The organism is Dokdonella fugitiva (assembly GCF_014138265.1).
Taxonomy (GTDB): domain Bacteria; phylum Pseudomonadota; class Gammaproteobacteria; order Xanthomonadales; family Rhodanobacteraceae; genus Dokdonella_A; species Dokdonella_A fugitiva_A.
Map to the genome: position 1 here is coordinate 136,171 of NZ_JACGXL010000006.1, position 15,482 is coordinate 151,652.

The 15,482-nt window shown below is 71.5% G+C and carries 14 protein-coding genes; 9 read left to right on the top strand and 5 right to left on the bottom strand.

What is annotated here, in order from left to right; translation table 11 throughout:
* Window positions 1-9: 9 nt before the first annotated feature.
* On the bottom strand, window positions 10-1,332 hold the full coding sequence (locus FHW12_RS17225; protein WP_182532289.1) for an amino acid permease: 1,323 nt from the start codon (window positions 1,330-1,332) through the stop codon (window positions 10-12).
* Window positions 1,333-1,498: 166 nt separating this feature from the next.
* Here FHW12_RS17225 and FHW12_RS17230 point away from each other — a divergent pair, with 166 nt between their 5' ends.
* The gene (locus tag FHW12_RS17230; RefSeq protein WP_182532290.1) at window positions 1,499-2,248 is read left to right on the top strand and encodes a DUF4440 domain-containing protein; all 750 of its coding nucleotides are present in this window, start codon (window positions 1,499-1,501) and stop codon (window positions 2,246-2,248) included.
* An 88-nt stretch (window positions 2,249-2,336) separates the two neighbouring features.
* Here FHW12_RS17230 and FHW12_RS17235 read toward each other — a convergent pair whose 3' ends face one another.
* Complete coding sequence (locus FHW12_RS17235) at window positions 2,337-3,239, bottom strand: PhzF family phenazine biosynthesis protein (protein WP_182532291.1); 903 nt, start codon at window positions 3,237-3,239, stop codon at window positions 2,337-2,339.
* Window positions 3,240-3,433: 194 nt separating this feature from the next.
* Between FHW12_RS17235 and FHW12_RS17240 the strand changes: the two genes are divergently transcribed.
* The 5 genes from FHW12_RS17240 (at window position 3,434) to FHW12_RS17260 (ending at window position 9,862) form a co-directional block, all read left to right on the top strand.
* Window positions 3,434-6,028, top strand: a complete 2,595-nt coding sequence (locus FHW12_RS17240) for a bifunctional aspartate kinase/diaminopimelate decarboxylase (RefSeq protein ID WP_310735272.1) — start codon at window positions 3,434-3,436, stop codon at window positions 6,026-6,028.
* Window positions 6,025-7,461 (top strand): UDP-N-acetyl-alpha-D-muramoyl-L-alanyl-L-glutamate epimerase, encoded by a 1,437-nt coding sequence (gene murL / locus FHW12_RS17245; RefSeq protein WP_182532293.1) that lies wholly within the window; start codon window positions 6,025-6,027, stop codon window positions 7,459-7,461. The genes FHW12_RS17240 and murL overlap by 4 nt, the downstream gene beginning before the upstream one ends.
* A complete protein-coding gene (gene murD / locus FHW12_RS17250; RefSeq protein ID WP_182532294.1) occupies window positions 7,448-8,812 on the top strand; it encodes a UDP-N-acetylmuramoyl-L-alanine--D-glutamate ligase in 1,365 nt (454 codons plus the stop codon). The genes murL and murD overlap by 14 nt, the downstream gene beginning before the upstream one ends.
* Before the next feature lie 133 nt (window positions 8,813-8,945).
* The gene (locus tag FHW12_RS17255) at window positions 8,946-9,200 is read left to right on the top strand and encodes a YciI family protein (RefSeq protein WP_182532295.1); all 255 of its coding nucleotides are present in this window, start codon (window positions 8,946-8,948) and stop codon (window positions 9,198-9,200) included.
* Entirely contained in the window at window positions 9,197-9,862 is a 666-nt protein-coding gene (locus FHW12_RS17260) for a cytochrome b/b6 domain-containing protein (RefSeq protein WP_182532296.1), read from the top strand. The genes FHW12_RS17255 and FHW12_RS17260 overlap by 4 nt, the downstream gene beginning before the upstream one ends.
* 40 nt (window positions 9,863-9,902) lie before the next feature.
* On the opposite strand, the gene FHW12_RS17265 is transcribed toward FHW12_RS17260, so the two are convergent.
* Complete coding sequence (locus FHW12_RS17265) at window positions 9,903-11,330, bottom strand: FG-GAP repeat protein (RefSeq protein ID WP_182532297.1); 1,428 nt, start codon at window positions 11,328-11,330, stop codon at window positions 9,903-9,905.
* A 425-nt stretch (window positions 11,331-11,755) separates the two neighbouring features.
* The gene (locus FHW12_RS17270; protein ID WP_182532298.1) at window positions 11,756-12,214 is read right to left on the bottom strand and encodes a c-type cytochrome; all 459 of its coding nucleotides are present in this window, start codon (window positions 12,212-12,214) and stop codon (window positions 11,756-11,758) included.
* A 94-nt stretch (window positions 12,215-12,308) separates the two neighbouring features.
* On the opposite strand from FHW12_RS17270, the gene FHW12_RS17275 reads away from it, so the two are divergent.
* Together FHW12_RS17275 and FHW12_RS17280 are read left to right on the top strand one after the other, a co-directional pair.
* A complete protein-coding gene (locus tag FHW12_RS17275; protein ID WP_182532299.1) occupies window positions 12,309-13,097 on the top strand; it encodes a dienelactone hydrolase family protein in 789 nt (262 codons plus the stop codon).
* Between the two features lie 25 nt (window positions 13,098-13,122).
* Window positions 13,123-13,554, top strand: coding sequence for a low affinity iron permease family protein (locus FHW12_RS17280; protein ID WP_182532300.1), 432 nt, complete (start codon window positions 13,123-13,125; stop codon window positions 13,552-13,554).
* A 65-nt stretch (window positions 13,555-13,619) separates the two neighbouring features.
* Here the strand turns inward: FHW12_RS17280 and FHW12_RS17285 are convergent, their stop codons facing one another.
* A complete protein-coding gene (locus tag FHW12_RS17285) occupies window positions 13,620-14,549 on the bottom strand; it encodes a polyprenyl synthetase family protein (protein ID WP_182532468.1) in 930 nt (309 codons plus the stop codon).
* 267 nt (window positions 14,550-14,816) lie between these two features.
* On the opposite strand from FHW12_RS17285, the gene ssb reads away from it, so the two are divergent.
* Window positions 14,817-15,371, top strand: a complete 555-nt coding sequence (gene ssb, locus FHW12_RS17290) for a single-stranded DNA-binding protein (protein WP_182532301.1) — start codon at window positions 14,817-14,819, stop codon at window positions 15,369-15,371.
* The last annotated feature ends 111 nt before the right edge of the window (window positions 15,372-15,482 follow it).

Here is a 15,482-nt window from a genome sequence, read left to right on the forward strand (position 1 = left end):
CGTACCGCCCTACCTCGGCAACAGGCGCCAGACGAAATAGACGGGCAAACCCGCGAGCGTGATCAGCGCGCCCCAGCCGGCATCGCCCGGGTGCTGCCAGATCGTCGTGCCGACCACGCCGGCGACGACGGCGAGGAACACGATCGGCAGCAGCGGGTACCACGGCGTGCGGAACGTCGCCGCGTCGATCGGCTGGTGCCGGCGGTACCAGAACAGCGTAGCGACGACCGCGGCCATGCCGAGCCAGTCGCCGACGGTCGAATAGTTGAGCAGCTGGTCGAACGTGCCGGTCAGCGCGAGCACGCAGGCGGCGAACGCGAGCAGCAGCAGCGCGACGTTCGGCGAGCGCCAGCGCGGATGCAGGACGCCGGCGGAGCGGAAGAACACGCCGTCCGCGCCCATGACCTGGAACACGCGCGCCGCGCCGATCATCGAGATGTTGACGAAGCCGAGCGTCGAGATCGCGATGCCCGCGGCGATCACGCGCGCGCCGGGCTCGCCGAAGGCGTGGCGCATGAGGTCGGCCGCGGGTGCCTTGCTCGCGGCGAGGCCGTCGTGGCCGAGCACGGCGAGGTAGGCGAGGTTCGCGAGCAGGTAACAGGCGGCGACGAGCAGCATGCCGAAGATCAGCGCGCGCGGGATCGTGCGTTGCGGCTCGCGTACTTCGCCGGCGATGTCGTTGACGTAGTACCAGCCGCCGTACGAGAACAGCACCGGCATCAGCGCGCCGGCGAACGCGAACGGGCTGATTGGCCCGGCCGGTGCGGTCGGCGGCGGTGCGCCGCGCACGGCGAGGCCGACGGAAATGAGGATCGCGATCGCGGCGAGCTTGAGCACGGTCAGGATGTTCTGCGTCAGCGAGCCGGCGCGGATGCCGAACCAGTTGATGCCGGCGAGGAACACGATCGTGCCGACCGCGTACGGGCGCGGGTCGGCGAGCGTGACGCCGCCCGCGGCGGCGGCGTACTCGACGAACACCGTCGCGACCGCGGCGATGCTGCCGGAATGGTTCACGACCAGCAGGTTCCAGCCGTACACGAACGCGACGACGAGGCCGAACGCATCGCGCAGGTTCACGTAGCCGCCGCCCGCATTCGGCCGCCGCGTGCCGAGTTCGGCGTAGCAGAGCGCGCCGATCAGCGCGATCACGCCGCCGACCGCCCACGCGAGCAACTGTTCGCCGGCCGAGCCAGTCTGGCGCGCGATCGATGCCGGCGTCAGGAAGATGCCGGAACCGATGATGCCGCCGACCACGACCATCGCCGCGTCCCAGGCGTTGAGGCGGCGCGCGTAGCCGACCGCGTGGGGTTGGGATTCGCCCGGTTCGCTCATGCGGCCCGCTCGTGCGTTGCGAAGCGCCGATCATGCCCGAGTTGCGCGCGCGCGTCTGCGGGCGCCGCGACGGCGACGCGAACGCGCAATCGCGCATGACTCACGGCACGTGATCGGCGCACGCGGGAGGCGTTCCATGGCGCGACCGATCCCGCGGAGAGCACCCATGCGCACGTCGCTGTACCGTTGCCTGGCCGCTGGCCTCGCGCTCGCCCCGTCGTTCGCCGTCGCGGCCGACACCGACGTGCGCGTGCGCGACGAGCTCGTGCACCTCACCCAGGCGCTGATGGATGCGATCCCGGCCGGCAAGGCCGACGTCTGGCAGCGCACGCTCGCCGACGACGCGCTCGTCATCGACGAGTTCGGCCGGCGCCAGGACAAGAAGGCGATCGTCGACAGCATCCATCCCTTCCCGCGGGGCATGTCGGGCAGCATCGAGATCCGCGAGCCGACGCTGCGCCTGCACGGCGACACGGCCGTGCTCGGGGGCCAGATGTACGAGCGCGAGGATGTATTCGGCCAGGCGCTCGTCGTGCGCTACATCTTCAGCAACACGTTCGTGCGCCGCGACGGCGCCTGGAAACTGCTCGCTGCGATCGACGTGACCCTGCCGACCGCGCCACCCGCGCTCGCCGTCGAAGGGCTCGTGCCGAGCGACTACGTCGGCCGCTACGGCTACGGTCCGGGACGTGCGTACGAGGTCGCGCTCGACGGCGGCCGGCTGTATTTCACGACGCGCGCAGGCGGCACGCGCACGCCGCTCGACGCGATCGCGAAGGACGTGTTCATGGACGGCGGCGACGAGCGCAACCTGCTCGTGTTCCGCCGCGACGCTGCCGGTGCCGTGAACGAGCTGATCGAGCGACGCAAGTTCAACGACCTGCGCATGAAGCGCGAGCCTGCGCCGACGCCGTAGGTGGTACGCGCACCGCGCCTGCCGCCGCTCGCGTCCGCGGTGTCGGACGGACGGTGGGGGGACTGGCCGCTGCGCGCCTCGACGCGCCCTACAGCGTCACCGTGCCGTCGATACAGCCGACGCAGCGACCGCCGATCCCGATCGTGCCGCTCGCGGCGTCGACGACGACCTCGACGATGCCGTCGCGACCGATCTCGCGCCCCTGGCTCGTGCGCCAGCGCGAGCCGATCGCGCCGAGCAGGCCCGCTTCGCGCAGGAACGCCGCGATCGCCGCGTTCGCGCTGCCGGTGACGGGATCTTCCGGGATGCCGTCGGCGGGGCAGAAGGCGCGCACCGCGAGGTCGGCGTCGCCGTATTCGCGTCCGAACACGCACAGGCCGACGACGTCGCGCTGCGCCTGCGTGAGTCCGGCGATGCGCGCGAGGTCGGGGCGCAGCGCGCGCACCGCGGCGCCGTCGGTGCATGCCACGACGAGCCAGCGCGCGCCGACGTCGACGAGGCGCGGCACGGGCTCGACGGGCAGGGGCGCGCCGAGGGCTTGCTCGCACCGCTCGCGCAGGTCGGCCGACGGTGGTTCGAATCGCGCGGCGGGCGCCTGCACGAAGATGCGCCGTGCGTCGCCGTGCTCGATGCGCACCGGCAACAGACCGGCCGCGCATTCGAGCACGAGGCTTTCACGAGCCGCGAGATCGGCGCGCGCGTCGAGCACCGCGTGCACGGTGCCGACGGTCGGATGGCCGGCGAACGGCAGTTCCTGGCGCGGCGTGAAGATGCGCAGGCGGAAGTCCGCGCCGGCGCGCGTCGGCGCGAGCACGAACGTCGTCTCCGACAGGTTCGTCCAGTGGGCGAAGCGTTGCATCGCGGTCGCGTCGAGGTCGTCCGCGTCGAACACGACCGCGACCGGGTTGCCGTAGCCGGCGCGCGAGGTGAACACGTCGACCTGTGCGTAGCGGCGACGGCGCGCGCGGTCGGCAACATGATATTCGTTCATATGCGGGCGATCGTATGGCGTGGACGGCGCGCGATTCTGCGGCATCCGGGCGTGAAACGATGCATTGCCGGCGCCGCGCCCGCGCGCTGCCCGCGAAATGCCACGCCATTGCGTTCTGCTGCGCTGCACGAAAGAATCCGCAGGCCGCCGTTCCGCATGAAGGACGTTCCTTGAGTTCCGCTTCCGCGCCCGCCGTGGCGTCGCCCGCCATCGCCCGCCCCTGGGTCGTCGCCAAGTTCGGCGGCACCAGCGTGTCCACGCGTCCGCGCTGGGAGACGATCGCGCGCATCGCCGCCGCGCACCACGCGCGCGGCCGCAACGTGCTCGTCGTCGTCTCCGCGCTGTCGGGCATCACCGACATGCTCAAGCGCATCGCCGAGGCGCGCGCCGACACCGCGAAATGCCGCGAGGCGCAGGTCGGCATCGTCGAGCGGCACGTCGCGCTGCTGCGCGAGCTCGAACTGCCGTCGCGCAACGCGCTCGACGGCTGGCTCGCGCGCCTCGACCAGCTCGTCGTCGACCCACGCCGCACGTCGGCCGCGCTCGACTGGCAGGCGCAGACGTACGCGCTCGGCGAACTCATGTCGAGCGCGCTCGGCGTCGCCTTCCTCGGTACGCAGGGACTCGAAGCGCGCTGGCTCGATGCGCGCGAACACCTGCTCGCGCAGCCGCTCGCGAACCAGGGTGCGTGGGCACGGCACCTGTCGGCGAACGTGCCGGCGGTGCCCGACCCCGCGTTCGCCGCGGCGCTCGCCGCGCGCGGCGAGGTGTTCATCACGCAGGGCTTCATCGCGCGCGACGGCGACGGTGGCACCGTGCTGCTCGGCCGCGGCGGCTCGGATACCTCGGCCGGCTACTTCGGCGCGATGCTCAAGGCCGAGTGCGTCGAGATCTGGACCGACGTGCCCGGCATGTTCAGCGCGAACCCGCGCGTCGTGCCGGACGCGCGCCTGCTCGCGCGCCTCGACTACGAGGAAGCGCAGGAAATCGCCACGACCGGCGCGAAGGTGCTGCACCCGCGCTCGCTCGGCCCGCTGCGCCGAGCAGGCGTGCCGCTCGTGATCAAGGACACCAACCGTCCGCAGCTCGCCGGCACGGAGATCCGCGCGGTCGCCGCCGACGCGGCGCCGTGCGTGAAGGCGATCAGCGCGCGCAAGGGGGTCACGCTCGTGTCGATGGAGACGATCGGCATGTGGCAGCAGGTCGGCTTCCTCGCCGACGTGTTCGCCGAGTTCAAGCGCCATGGCCTGTCGGTCGACCTGATCGGTTCGGCCGAGACGAACGTGACCGTGTCGCTCGATCCGACCGAGAACCTCGTCGACTCGGACGTGCTGTCCGCGCTCGCGACGGATCTTGCGAAGATCTGCCGGGTCAAGGTGATCGCGCCGTGCGCGGCGATCACCCTGGTCGGGCGCGGCATGCGCGCGCAGCTGCACCGCCTGTCCGGCGTGCTCGCCGAGTTCGGCGCGCTCGACGTGCACCTGATCAGCCAGTCGTCGAACAACCTCAACCTCACCTTCGTCGTCGACGAATCGCTCGCCGACGACCTCATCCCGCGCCTGCACGCGCTGCTGATCCGCGCCGATGCGCTGCGCGTCGAGGACGGTGCGGTGTTCGGCCCGAGCTGGCGCGAACTCGGCGAGCCCGCGGCGACGCCGCGCGAATCGTGGTGGCGGCGCGAACGCGATGCGCTGCTGAAGCTCGCCGGCGAGGCGTCGCCGCGTTACGTCTATTCGCTCGACGCGGTGCGCGGCCAGGCGCGCGCGTTGCGCGCGCTCGGCGCGGTCGATCGCTGGCACTACGCGCTCAAGGCGAATCCGCATCCGGCGATCCTGCGCGCGCTGCACGAGGAAGGCTTCGCGTTCGAGTGCGTCTCGCTCGCCGAAGTCGAAGCGGTGCGCACGGCGCTGCCGCAGCTCGCCGCGGAGCGCATCCTGTTCACGCCGAACTTCGCACCGCGCGACGAGTACGCGGCCGCGCTGGCGCTCGGCGTGCGAGTCACGCTCGACGCGTTGCATCCGCTGCAGCACTGGGGTGAACTGTTCGAAGGGCGCGAGCTGCACCTGCGCGTCGACCTCGGTAGCGGCCGCGGCCACCACGACAAGGTGCGCACCGGCGGCGACGCCTCGAAGTTCGGTGTCGCGCTCGACCAGGTCGACGCATTCCGCGCGCTCGCGCGCGAGCGCGGCGCGCGCATCACCGGACTGCATGCGCATCTCGGCTCGGGCATCCTCGACGCCGGCCACTGGCGCTCCGTGTACGGCCAGCTCGCGAGCCTCGCCGAAGGCTTCAGCCGGATCGAATCGCTCGACATCGGCGGCGGCCTCGGCGTGCCGTCGCGTCCCGACGAGCGCGCGCTCGACCTCGCCGCGCTCGGCGAGTCGCTCGCGGAGGTGAAGCGCGCGTATCCGCAGTTCGCCTTGTGGATGGAGCCGGGCCGCTACCTCGTCGCCGACGCCGGCGTGTTGCTCGCGCGCGTGACGCAGACCAAGCGCAAGGGCGGCGTGCACTACGTCGGCGTCGACACCGGCATGAACTCGCTGATCCGTCCCGCGTTGTACGACGCCTGGCACGAGATCGTGAACCTCAGCCGCCTCGACGAAGCGCCCGCGACGATGGTGCAGGTGGTCGGACCGATCTGCGAGAGCGGCGACGTGCTCGGCGCGAACCGCCGACTGCCCGATTGCCGCGAGGGCGACGTGCTGCTGGTCGCGCAGGCCGGCGCCTACGGCGCGGCGATGGCGTCGCACTACAACCTGCGCGAGCCCGCGCCGGAGGTGGCGCTGTGACGACAGCAACCGATCCGCGCAGCGCACGCGCGTTCCGCTTCGTCCGCCGCGGCCATGCCGACGGCGTCGTCGAACTAACCTACGCGTTCGACGACGGCGACGAGCTGGTCGAGCGCATCGTGTTCCCGGATGCGCCCGCGATCGATCCGGCGCGTGCGCAGGCGTTCGACGCGGCGCTCGACCTGCTGCACTTCGTCGCCGGCGTGAGCTACTACAAGGCCGGAGTGCCGGACGAGCTGCGCGTCGAGACGCGCCAGCCCGACGCGCCGACCGCGGCGTTCCTCGACGCGCTGTACCTGCACGGGCTCGGCGAGTTCGCGTATCACAACAAGCTCGACCTGCGTGGGCGCATTCGTTTCCCCCCGCAGGCACCTCCTACGGGCGCGGCTGTCGTGGGAGCGGCGGAAGCCGCGATCGGTGGGTCGAAAGGCATCGCGGCTTCCGCCGCTCCCACAGAGAGCACTTCGCCCCGGCGCACGCTCGTGCCGATCGGCGGCGGCAAGGACTCGCTCGTCAGCGTCGAGATGCTCAAGGCCGCGGGCGTCGACGCGACCGCGGTGTGGGTCGGCAACTCGCCGCTGATCGCCGCGTGCGCCGCGCGCACGGGGCTGCCGTTGCTGAACATCCGGCGCGAGCTGTCGCCGCTGCTGTTCGAGTACAACAAGCAGGGCGCGTACAACGGCCACATCCCGGTCACCGCGATCAATTCGGCGATCCTCGCCGTCGCCGCGGTGCTGTACGGCTACGACGAGATCGCGTTCTCGAACGAGCGCTCGGCCTCGAGCGCGACGCTCGAGTACGACGGCCAGCCGGTCAACCACCAGTGGAGCAAGGGCTGGGAATTCGAACGCGGTTTCCACGAACGCCTGCACGCGCTCGTGTCGCCGGCGCTCGACTACTACTCGCTGCTGCGTCCGCTGTCCGAGCTCGCAGTGGCCGAGCGTTTCGCGCGCACCGCGCGCTACGACGACGTGTTCTCGAGCTGCAACCGCAACTTCCGCATCCTCGGGCCGAAGCCGGCCGACCGCTGGTGCGGGCAATGCCCGAAATGCCATTTCGTGTTCCTCGCACTGAGCGCCTTCATGCCCAAGCCGCGCCTGCTCGCGATCTTCGGGCGCAACCTGCTCGACGACGAGGCGCTCGCGCCCGCGTTCGACGCGTTGATGGAATACCGCGACCACAAGCCGTTCGAATGCGTCGGCGAGGGCGGCGAATCGCGTGCGGCGATGCACGCGCTCGCGCAGCGCGCGGAATGGCGCGAGGACGCGCTCGTCGCGCGCTTCGCCGACGAGGTCCTGCCGCAGCTCGACGCGGCGTCGCTCGCGCTCGCGCCGCTGCTCGCGCCGGCGGGCGAAACCCGCATCCCGGCCGCGCTCCTGCCATTCGTGGAAGGCGCGCGGGCCGAGGACCGTCCGACCGATGCGCTTCGCTGAGCTCGCCGGCAAGCGCGTGGCGGTCTGGGGCTTCGGCCGCGAAGGCCACGCCGCGCTCGCCGCGTTGCAGTTGCGCCTGCCGGGACGGCCGGTCACGTTGTTCTGCAACGAGGTCGAGGCGCCGTACGGCCTCGCCGCGCACCCTGCGGTACGTGTCGTCACGCAGGCGCCGAACGCAGCCGCGCTGTCGAACCACGACGTCGTGATCAAGTCGCCCGGCATCGGTGCGTACCGTGCGGAGATCCTCGATGCGCAGCACAACGGTACGCATTTCACCTCGGGTACCGCCTTGTGGTTCGCCGAGAATCCCGCCGCGCGCGTGGTCGCGGTGACCGGCACGAAGGGCAAGAGCACGGTCAGCGCTCTCGTCGCGCACCTGCTGCGCGCGCTCGGGCGACGCGTCGCGCTCGCCGGAAACATCGGCTTGCCGCTGCTCGAACTGCTCGATCCATCGACGCAGCCCGATGCGTGGGTGGTCGAGCTGTCGAGCTTCCAGACGCGCGAAGCGGGGCCGCTCGCGGTCGCGCTGGTCAACAACGTCTACGAGGAGCACCTCGACTGGCACGGCACGCGCGAGCGCTATGTCGAGGACAAGCTCGCGCTCGCGGCGGTCGCGCGCACGCTCGTCGTCAATGCGCGCCTCGACGAACTCGTCGCGCGCACGGCAGCGCACGCCGACCGGCGCACGTTCGGTGACGCGGACGGCTGGCATGTCGACGACGGCGCGATCATGCGCGGCGGCGAGCGCCTGTTCGACCTCGCGGCATCGCCGCTGCCGGGCGCGCACAACGCGCTCAACGCCTGCGCCGCGCTCGCCGTGGTCGAGGCGATGGGCGAAGACGCGCGCGCGGCGGCGCCCGCGATCGCGACGTTCCAGCCATTGCCGCACCGCCTGCAGGCGCTCGGCACGCAAGGCGGCATCGACTACGTCGACGACAGCATCGCGACCACGCCGCAGGCGACGCTCGAGGCGCTCGCGAGCCTGCGCGGCCGCGCGGTGAGCGTGCTCGTCGGCGGCCACGATCGCGGCCTCGACTGGCACGCGTTCGCCGACGCGGTGCGTCGCGAACCGCCGCACGCGATCGTCACGATGGGCGCGAACGGCGCGCGCATCACCGCACTGCTGCGCGAGACCGCCGGCGCATACGCGCTGTCGTCGGCGACGACGCTCGCCGATGCGTTCGCGCTCGCGCGCGCGGCGACGCCGGCGGGCGGCGTCGTGCTGCTGTCGCCGGGCGCACCGAGCTTCGACCAGTTCAAGGACTACGCCGAGCGCGGCTGCGCGTTCGCGCGACTGGCCGGCTTCGATCCGGCCGCGATCGGCCGCATCGAAGGGCTCGGCATCGCGTAGAGCCGCTGGAGCTGCGCAGCGGCGAGTGCCGCAGGCCTGTCGGGCGGGGCCGCGACACGCGCAGGCACGTGCCGCCCTGCGAGACTACCGCGTCGCATCCTCGATCGTCGGTCGTTCGTGCGAAAATCGCGGCATGAACCGCTACCTCGTGCTCGTCATGCGCAACCCCGGCTTCGACACCGGCCTGGTCGGCGCCCACCGCGATTTCCTCGCTGCGCTGCGCGCGCAGCAGCGCATCGAACTCTCGGGCGGCTTCGGCGACGCGAGCGGCGGCGCCTACCTCCTTCGCGCCGAGTCGTTCGACGAGGCGCGCGCTATCGCCGAGCGCGACCCGCTGCATCGCGAGCGCGCGTCGAGCGTGACCGTGTACGAGTGGAACGCCGCATGAGCACGGGCCCGGGTCGCGTCTGGGACCTGCCGACGCGCGCGTTCCACTGGCTGCTCGTCGCGCTCGTCGCGGTGCAGTACGCGAGCGGCGAGTTCGGCTGGCCGTCGATGCGCTGGCACTACCTGTGCGGCTACGCGACGCTGGTGCTGGTGGTATTCCGCGTGCTGTGGGGCTTCGCCGGATCGCAGACGAGCCGTTTCGGCGATTTCGTGCGCGGCCCGCGCGCGATGCTGCGCCATCTCGCGGCGATGCGCGGCGGTGGCGCGCCGCGGCGCGCCGGCCACAATCCGCTCGGTGGCTGGTCGGTCGTCGCGATGCTCGCTTCGATCGCGGTGCAGGCGACGACGGGGCTGTTCGCGAGCGACGACGTCAGCGAGGACGGCCCGCTCGTCGCGCGCGTGTCCGCGGCGACGGTCGGCGTCATGACGCGCGTACACGCGTGGAACCGCTACGTGCTGCTCGCGCTCGTCGCGCTGCACGTCGCCGCGATCGCCGCCTACGCGCTGCGCGGCACGAATCTCGTCGCGCCGATGTGGTCGGGCCGCGCGCGCGACGTCGAGGCGCGGCCGCTGCGTTTCGTTCCCGCATGGCGCGCGCTCGTGCTGGTGGCGATCGCCGTGGGCGCGGTGTGGGCGCTCGTCGCCTGGGGCGAAGCGGGCTGATGCGCCTCCGCGCGTCCGTGCGCGGGGCGCGTCGCGTCGATCAGCCGTCGAAGCCGTCGGCGAACACCGTGTCGTTCGCGTAGAAGTACGTCGCGCCCTGGTACTGCGCGATGCTGCCGTCGGCGTCGGCACCGACGAGCAGGGTCGTGCCGTCGGTCGAGACGTCCCAACCGTACGAATCGCCGTCGCTGCCGCTGCCGCCGGCGAGCGTCTGCGCGAGCGACCAGGTCGCGCCGTTCGCGGTGAACAGGCCGACGTGGCCCGCCTTCGGTGGCGGCGGCGTGCCACCCGGCTCGTCGTTGTAGCTCCACATGCCGACGAGCGCGACGCCACCGTGCAGCGAGACCGACTGGCCGAACTGGTCGTAGGCGACGCCGGCGTCGCCTACGAGCTTCTGCGCCTGCACGAACGAACCGCCGCTGCCGTCGAACACGTAGGCGGCGCCCTGGTGCACGTTCGTCGCGACCGTCGCCGCGGGCGCGCCGACGAGCACGTTCGTGCCCGACAGTGCGACCGCGTAGCCGAACTGGTCGCCGTCGGCGCCGTCGGCCGCGACGAGCTTCTGCGTCTCGGTGAACGTGCCGCCGCCGTTCGCATAGACGTAGACCGAACCGGTCGGATACACGCCGCTCGACGAGTAGTCGGCGCCCGGTGCGCCGACGACCACGGTCGTGCCGTCGCTCGCGAGCGCGCCGCCGTAGAAGTGGTCGTCCATGTTCTGGCCGTCGCTCGCGCGCAACGTCTGCACGAGCGACCAGCTGCCGCCGCTTTCGGCGAACGCGTGCACCGCGCCGCGGCCGCCTTCGGTGCTCATGTTGTAGGACGGCTCGCCGACGAGCACGACGTCGCCCGCGAGCGCGACCGCGCGGCCGAACCAGGTCAGGGTCAGCGGCGCCGGCGAGGCGAAGTCCTGCACCTGCGTCCAGTTGCCGTCGCCGCCGCGCGCGAACAGGTAGGCGCCGCCGGCCGGGCCGTACATCGGGTTGAACATTTCCGGCGCGCCGACGAGCAGCTTGTCGCCGCCCGTCGACAGCGAGAGCGACCAGCCGAAGAAGTCGGACCAGTTCGGGGGTGCGCTCGCCGACGGCGTCGCGGTGATCTTCTGCGTCTCGACCCAGTTGGCGCCGTCGAGGTGGTAGACGTAGACCGCACCCGAACGGGCGAGCGGCGCCGGCGCGCTGACGAACGCGGTGTCGCCCGCGACGAGCACGCGGAAGCCGTACAGGTCGCCGGCGGCGCCGTCGGCCGCGATCACCTTCTGCTCGATCCACGCCGACGCGGAGGCGGGCAGCGCGACCGTGTCCGCACTCGTCGCGGGCGCCGGCAGCGCGCGCCGCGCGAGGCCGGGATAGTGCACGGCATCGCCGGCCTGCCAGAGGCGCGGCGGTTCGGCCGACGCCGGCACGGCGAGCGTGCCGGCGAACGCGAGCAGCAAGGCACCCGCGGGCGCCCGGTACGGTTGACTCATGACCATCGATGCTTCCCCTCTGTGGATTGCGTCGCGCGCGGCCACCGGCACGGTGCACGGCGCGGACGGACGGTCGTCGCCGTCGGCGTCGATGGTTCGCCGCGGCACGCGCAAGCGCACTACAAAAGGGTGATGAATCCGTTTACTTCACGTATCGATCGCATCGGACCGATGCGCCGGGCGCGAAGACGGCGCATCCGCCGGCGATGGGCGCCGGTCGGCGGCAGGTTCGCCAGCGTTTGCACGGCGAGATCGCTTGCCATGGGGGTGGTCGCTCGATCGACGGCGAACGGACGGGCCGGGCAGCTTCGGTGCCCGGCGAGCGGGGCGCGCCGCCATCGACACGGCAGGTGGACGGCGCACTCGTGGGGTCGTGATCGACCCTCGCCCGCACGCGCCGGCGCGCGTCGCGCAGCGCGTCCGCGTCATTCCTCGTTGCGGTACTTCTCGTGGCAGGCCTTGCACGCGTTCGCGGTCTGCTTGAACTGGTCCTTCATCTTCGCTTCGTCGCCCGACTTCGCGACCTCGGCGAGCAGCTTCGACTGCTTGACGAGTTCGTCCATCTTCGCCTTGAAGTCGTCCATGTTCTTCCAGATCTCGGGCTTGGCGTCGGTCGTCGCGCCGGTGTCCGAGCCCTCCGGGAAGCCTTCGAGCAGCTGCGGCGCGATCAGCGCCACGCGCTCGGCGCGGCGCGCGAACTCGGCCGCGTCCCACGGCGCCTTGCCGCGCACCATCTGCGCCATCGGCCCGAAATTCCAGCCGAGCATCGTGTAGCCGGCCTGGCGATACGCGATCGCGGTTTCCGGCTTGACCGCGGCGGCCGCGATCGCGGCGATGCCGGCGCCGGCGGCGAGGGTGGCAAGGATCAGGCTGAGGCGACGCATCGGCGGCTCCGTGGCGTGGGGACGGCGCAGTGTAGCAGCGACATTCAGCTTGCCGTCCTATGATGGGCACCCATCGCCGCTCGAGGACAAGGCCATGCTCCGCCCGCTGCTCGCCTTCGCGTTCGCTTGCCTGTTCGTCTCGCCGCTGCACGCGGCGATGGTGTCGCGCCCGGTCGACTACGCGGTCGGCGGCAAGAAGATGCAGAGCGTGCTCGTCTACGACGACGCGGTGCAGGCGCCGCGGCCGGGCATCGTGATGACGCCCGACTGGCTCGGCATCACGCCGGACAACCTCGACCTCGCCAAGCAGATCGCCGGCAAGGACTACGTGATCCTCGTCGCCGACGTCTACGGCGTCGACCTGCGCCCGAAGAACCCGGCGCAGGCCGGTGCCGCGACCGAAGCAATGTACAAGGACCGCAACGTGCTGCGCGCGCGCATCGACGCCGCGCTCGACCAGCTCAAGGCGCAGGCGGGCAAGGCGCCGCTCGACGGCCGGCACTGGGGCGCGATCGGCTTCTGCTTCGGCGGCGCGACCACGCTCGACCTCGCGCGCAGCGGCGCCGACGTGCAGGGCGTCGTCTCGTTCCACGGCAACCTCTCCACCGACGATGCATCGCTCGCGAAGAAGATCAAGGCGAAGGTGCTCGTGTTGCACGGCGCCGACGACAAGTTCGAATCGCCCGAGCAGATCGCCGGCTTCCAGCAGGAGATGCGCGACGCCAAGGTCGACTGGCAGTTCATCGCCTATGGTGGCGCGGTGCATTGCTTCGCGATCCCGGGCGCGCATGGCGAGGTCCCCGGTTGCCAGTACGACGAGCGCACGGCGAAGCGCGCGTTCCGCCAGATGCATGCATTCTTCGACGACGTGTTCGCGGGCTGATCCCCGGCACGCGAGGAGCAGGTCCATGGCTGCCAAGAAATCGTGGTTCACGCGCTTCGCCAACGGCGCTTCGCGCGCCACCGGCAAGCCGGCCACCTTCCTGCTCGCGGTCGTCATCGTCGTCGTCTGGGGCGTGACAGGACCGCTGTTCGGCTTCAGCGACACCTGGCAGCTCGTCATCAATACCGGCACGACGATCGTCACGTTCCTCATGGTGTTCCTGATCCAGAACACGCAGAACCGCGACGCCGAAGCGATGCACGTGAAGATGGACGAGCTCATCCGCGCGCTCGAAGGCGCCCACAACGCACTGCTCGACCTCGAGGAGCTCGAGGACAAGGACCTCGACGAGGTGCGCGAGCGCTACCGCAAGCTCGCCGCGAAGGCGCGCCGCGACATCGAGCAGGGCGGCCGCGACATCGGTTGCGACGACGTCGACGACGAGGCGAAATCGTAGGCCGGGCGACCGCAGGTCGTCCTGCACGCCTCCCGATCACGCCGGCCGCGCGATGGGCGTCCGGCCTACTTCGTGCGGTCGACCGCGTAGTCGGCGAGCACCGCGAGCGCGTCGCGCGCGTCCGAGCGAGGCAATGCGGCGAGCGCGTCGCGCGCGGAATCGGCGTACGCGTGCGCGCGCTGGCGCGAGGCGTCGAGCGCGTCGGTGGCGTGGATCGCGGCGAGCACGTCGTCGAGCGCGTCGAGGCCGCCGGCGCGGATCGCGCGCCGCAGCATGTCGGCCTGGCCGGGTGCACTGCGCTCGATCGCGACGATCAGCGGCAGGGTCGGCTTGCCTTCGGCGAGGTCGTCGCCGATGTTCTTGCCGAGCGTGCCCGCGTCCGAGGCGTAGTCGAGCACGTCGTCGGCGATCTGGAACGCGTAGCCGAGGTCGAGCCCGTAGCGCGCGAGCGCTTCCTCCTGCGCTGCCGGCACGCCGGCCAGCACGCCGCCGAGGCGCGTCGCGGCGGCGAACAGCACCGCGGTCTTGCGCTCGATCACGTCGAGGTAGGCCTGCTCGTGCGTGTCCGGGTTGCCGATATTGAGCAGCTGCAGCACTTCGCCTTCGGCGATGCGGTTGGTCGTGTCGGCGAGGATGCGCATCACGCGCATGCTGTCGAGCTCGACCATCATCTGGAACGAACGCGAATAGAGGAAATCGCCGACGAGCACGCTCGCCGCGTTGCCCCACACCGCGTTGGCGGTCTTGCGGCCGCGGCGCAGGTCCGACTCGTCGACGACGTCGTCGTGCAGCAGGGTCGAGGTGTGGATGAACTCGATCAGCGCGGCGAGCGGCAGGTGGTCGCGCCCCGCGTAGCCGGCCGCGTGCGCGGCGATGAGGTGCAGCATCGGCCGCAGGCGCTTGCCGCCGCCGCCGATGATGTATTCGGCGATCTGGTTGATCAGCACCACGTCGGACGCGAGGCGCGCGCGGATGACATCGTTGACCGCGGCCATGTCGGCGGCGGCGAAAGCCTGCACGTCGGTGAGGCGCGCGATGCGCGGCACGGCGGGGAGCGGGGCGGCAGAACTCAAGGCGGGGCCTGTGGCGGACCGGGGTGGCCTGCAAGTATAGCGGGCGGGCGGCGGCGAGCCGTCGGCACTCGCGGACAGCGAGCGGCGGCGCGGACTTACGCGATCCGGCGGTCCGCGGAAGCGGCTCCGGTCGCATGGGGTGCTATTCTCGGCGCTTTCCGGACGCTACACGAACAGAGGAATCGCTCCATGGCACGCGGCATCAACAAGGTCATCCTGGTCGGCAACCTCGGTGCGGATCCCGAGACGCGCTACACGGCCAATGGCGGCGCGATCACCTCGATCCGCATCGCGACCTCGGAAAGCTGGAAGGACAAGCAGACCGGCGAGCAGCAGGAGCGCACCGAGTGGCACCGCGTGAAGTTCTTCGGCCGCCTCGCCGAGATCGCGGGCGAATACCTCAAGAAGGGTCGCCAGGTCTACGTCGAAGGCTCGCTGCGCACCGACAAGTACACCGACAAGGACGGCGTCGAGCGCTACTCGACCGACATCATCGCGAACGAGATGCAGATGCTCGGTGGCCCGGGCGGCGGCGGTGGCGGCGGTGAAGGCGGCGGATACGGTGGTGGTGGCGGCGGTGGTGGTTACAGCGGCGGCGGCGGTGGAGGCGGCGGTGGCGGCGGCTACAGCCGCGACCGCGGCGAGCGTTCCGCTCCGTCGCGCGGCGCGCCGTCCGCAGCGGCACCGCGCCAATCCGCGCCGCCGGCCGACAGCGGTTTCGAGGACGACGACATTCCGTTCTGAGCACTGCGCGGAACGTCGACACGACGAGGGCGTCGAAGCGTGAGCTTCGGCGCCCTCGTTCGTTCAGGACCGGCAGCGGCACGGCGGATCGCGGCCGGCGATTCGCGCCGC

What these genes read in the sequence shown, in the direction of transcription:
- murD (WP_182532294.1), top strand. Translation starts at nt 7,448, where the DNA reads ATGCGCTTCGCTGAGCTCGCCGGCAAGCGCGTGGCGGTCTGGGGCTTC.
- FHW12_RS17265 (WP_182532297.1), bottom strand. Translation starts at nt 11,330, where the DNA reads ATGAGTCAACCGTACCGGGCGCCCGCGGGTGCCTTGCTGCTCGCGTTC.
- FHW12_RS17235 (WP_182532291.1), bottom strand. Translation starts at nt 3,239, where the DNA reads ATGAACGAATATCATGTTGCCGACCGCGCGCGCCGTCGCCGCTACGCA.
- FHW12_RS17260 (WP_182532296.1), top strand. Translation starts at nt 9,197, where the DNA reads ATGAGCACGGGCCCGGGTCGCGTCTGGGACCTGCCGACGCGCGCGTTC.
- FHW12_RS17255 (WP_182532295.1), top strand. Translation starts at nt 8,946, where the DNA reads ATGAACCGCTACCTCGTGCTCGTCATGCGCAACCCCGGCTTCGACACC.
- FHW12_RS17285 (WP_182532468.1), bottom strand. Translation starts at nt 14,549, where the DNA reads ATGGCCGCGGTCAACGATGTCATCCGCGCGCGCCTCGCGTCCGACGTG.
- FHW12_RS17275 (WP_182532299.1), top strand. Translation starts at nt 12,309, where the DNA reads ATGCTCCGCCCGCTGCTCGCCTTCGCGTTCGCTTGCCTGTTCGTCTCG.
- FHW12_RS17270 (WP_182532298.1), bottom strand. Translation starts at nt 12,214, where the DNA reads ATGCGTCGCCTCAGCCTGATCCTTGCCACCCTCGCCGCCGGCGCCGGC.
- FHW12_RS17280 (WP_182532300.1), top strand. Translation starts at nt 13,123, where the DNA reads ATGGCTGCCAAGAAATCGTGGTTCACGCGCTTCGCCAACGGCGCTTCG.
- FHW12_RS17225 (WP_182532289.1), bottom strand. Translation starts at nt 1,332, where the DNA reads ATGAGCGAACCGGGCGAATCCCAACCCCACGCGGTCGGCTACGCGCGC.
- ssb (WP_182532301.1), top strand. Translation starts at nt 14,817, where the DNA reads ATGGCACGCGGCATCAACAAGGTCATCCTGGTCGGCAACCTCGGTGCG.
- FHW12_RS17230 (WP_182532290.1), top strand. Translation starts at nt 1,499, where the DNA reads ATGCGCACGTCGCTGTACCGTTGCCTGGCCGCTGGCCTCGCGCTCGCC.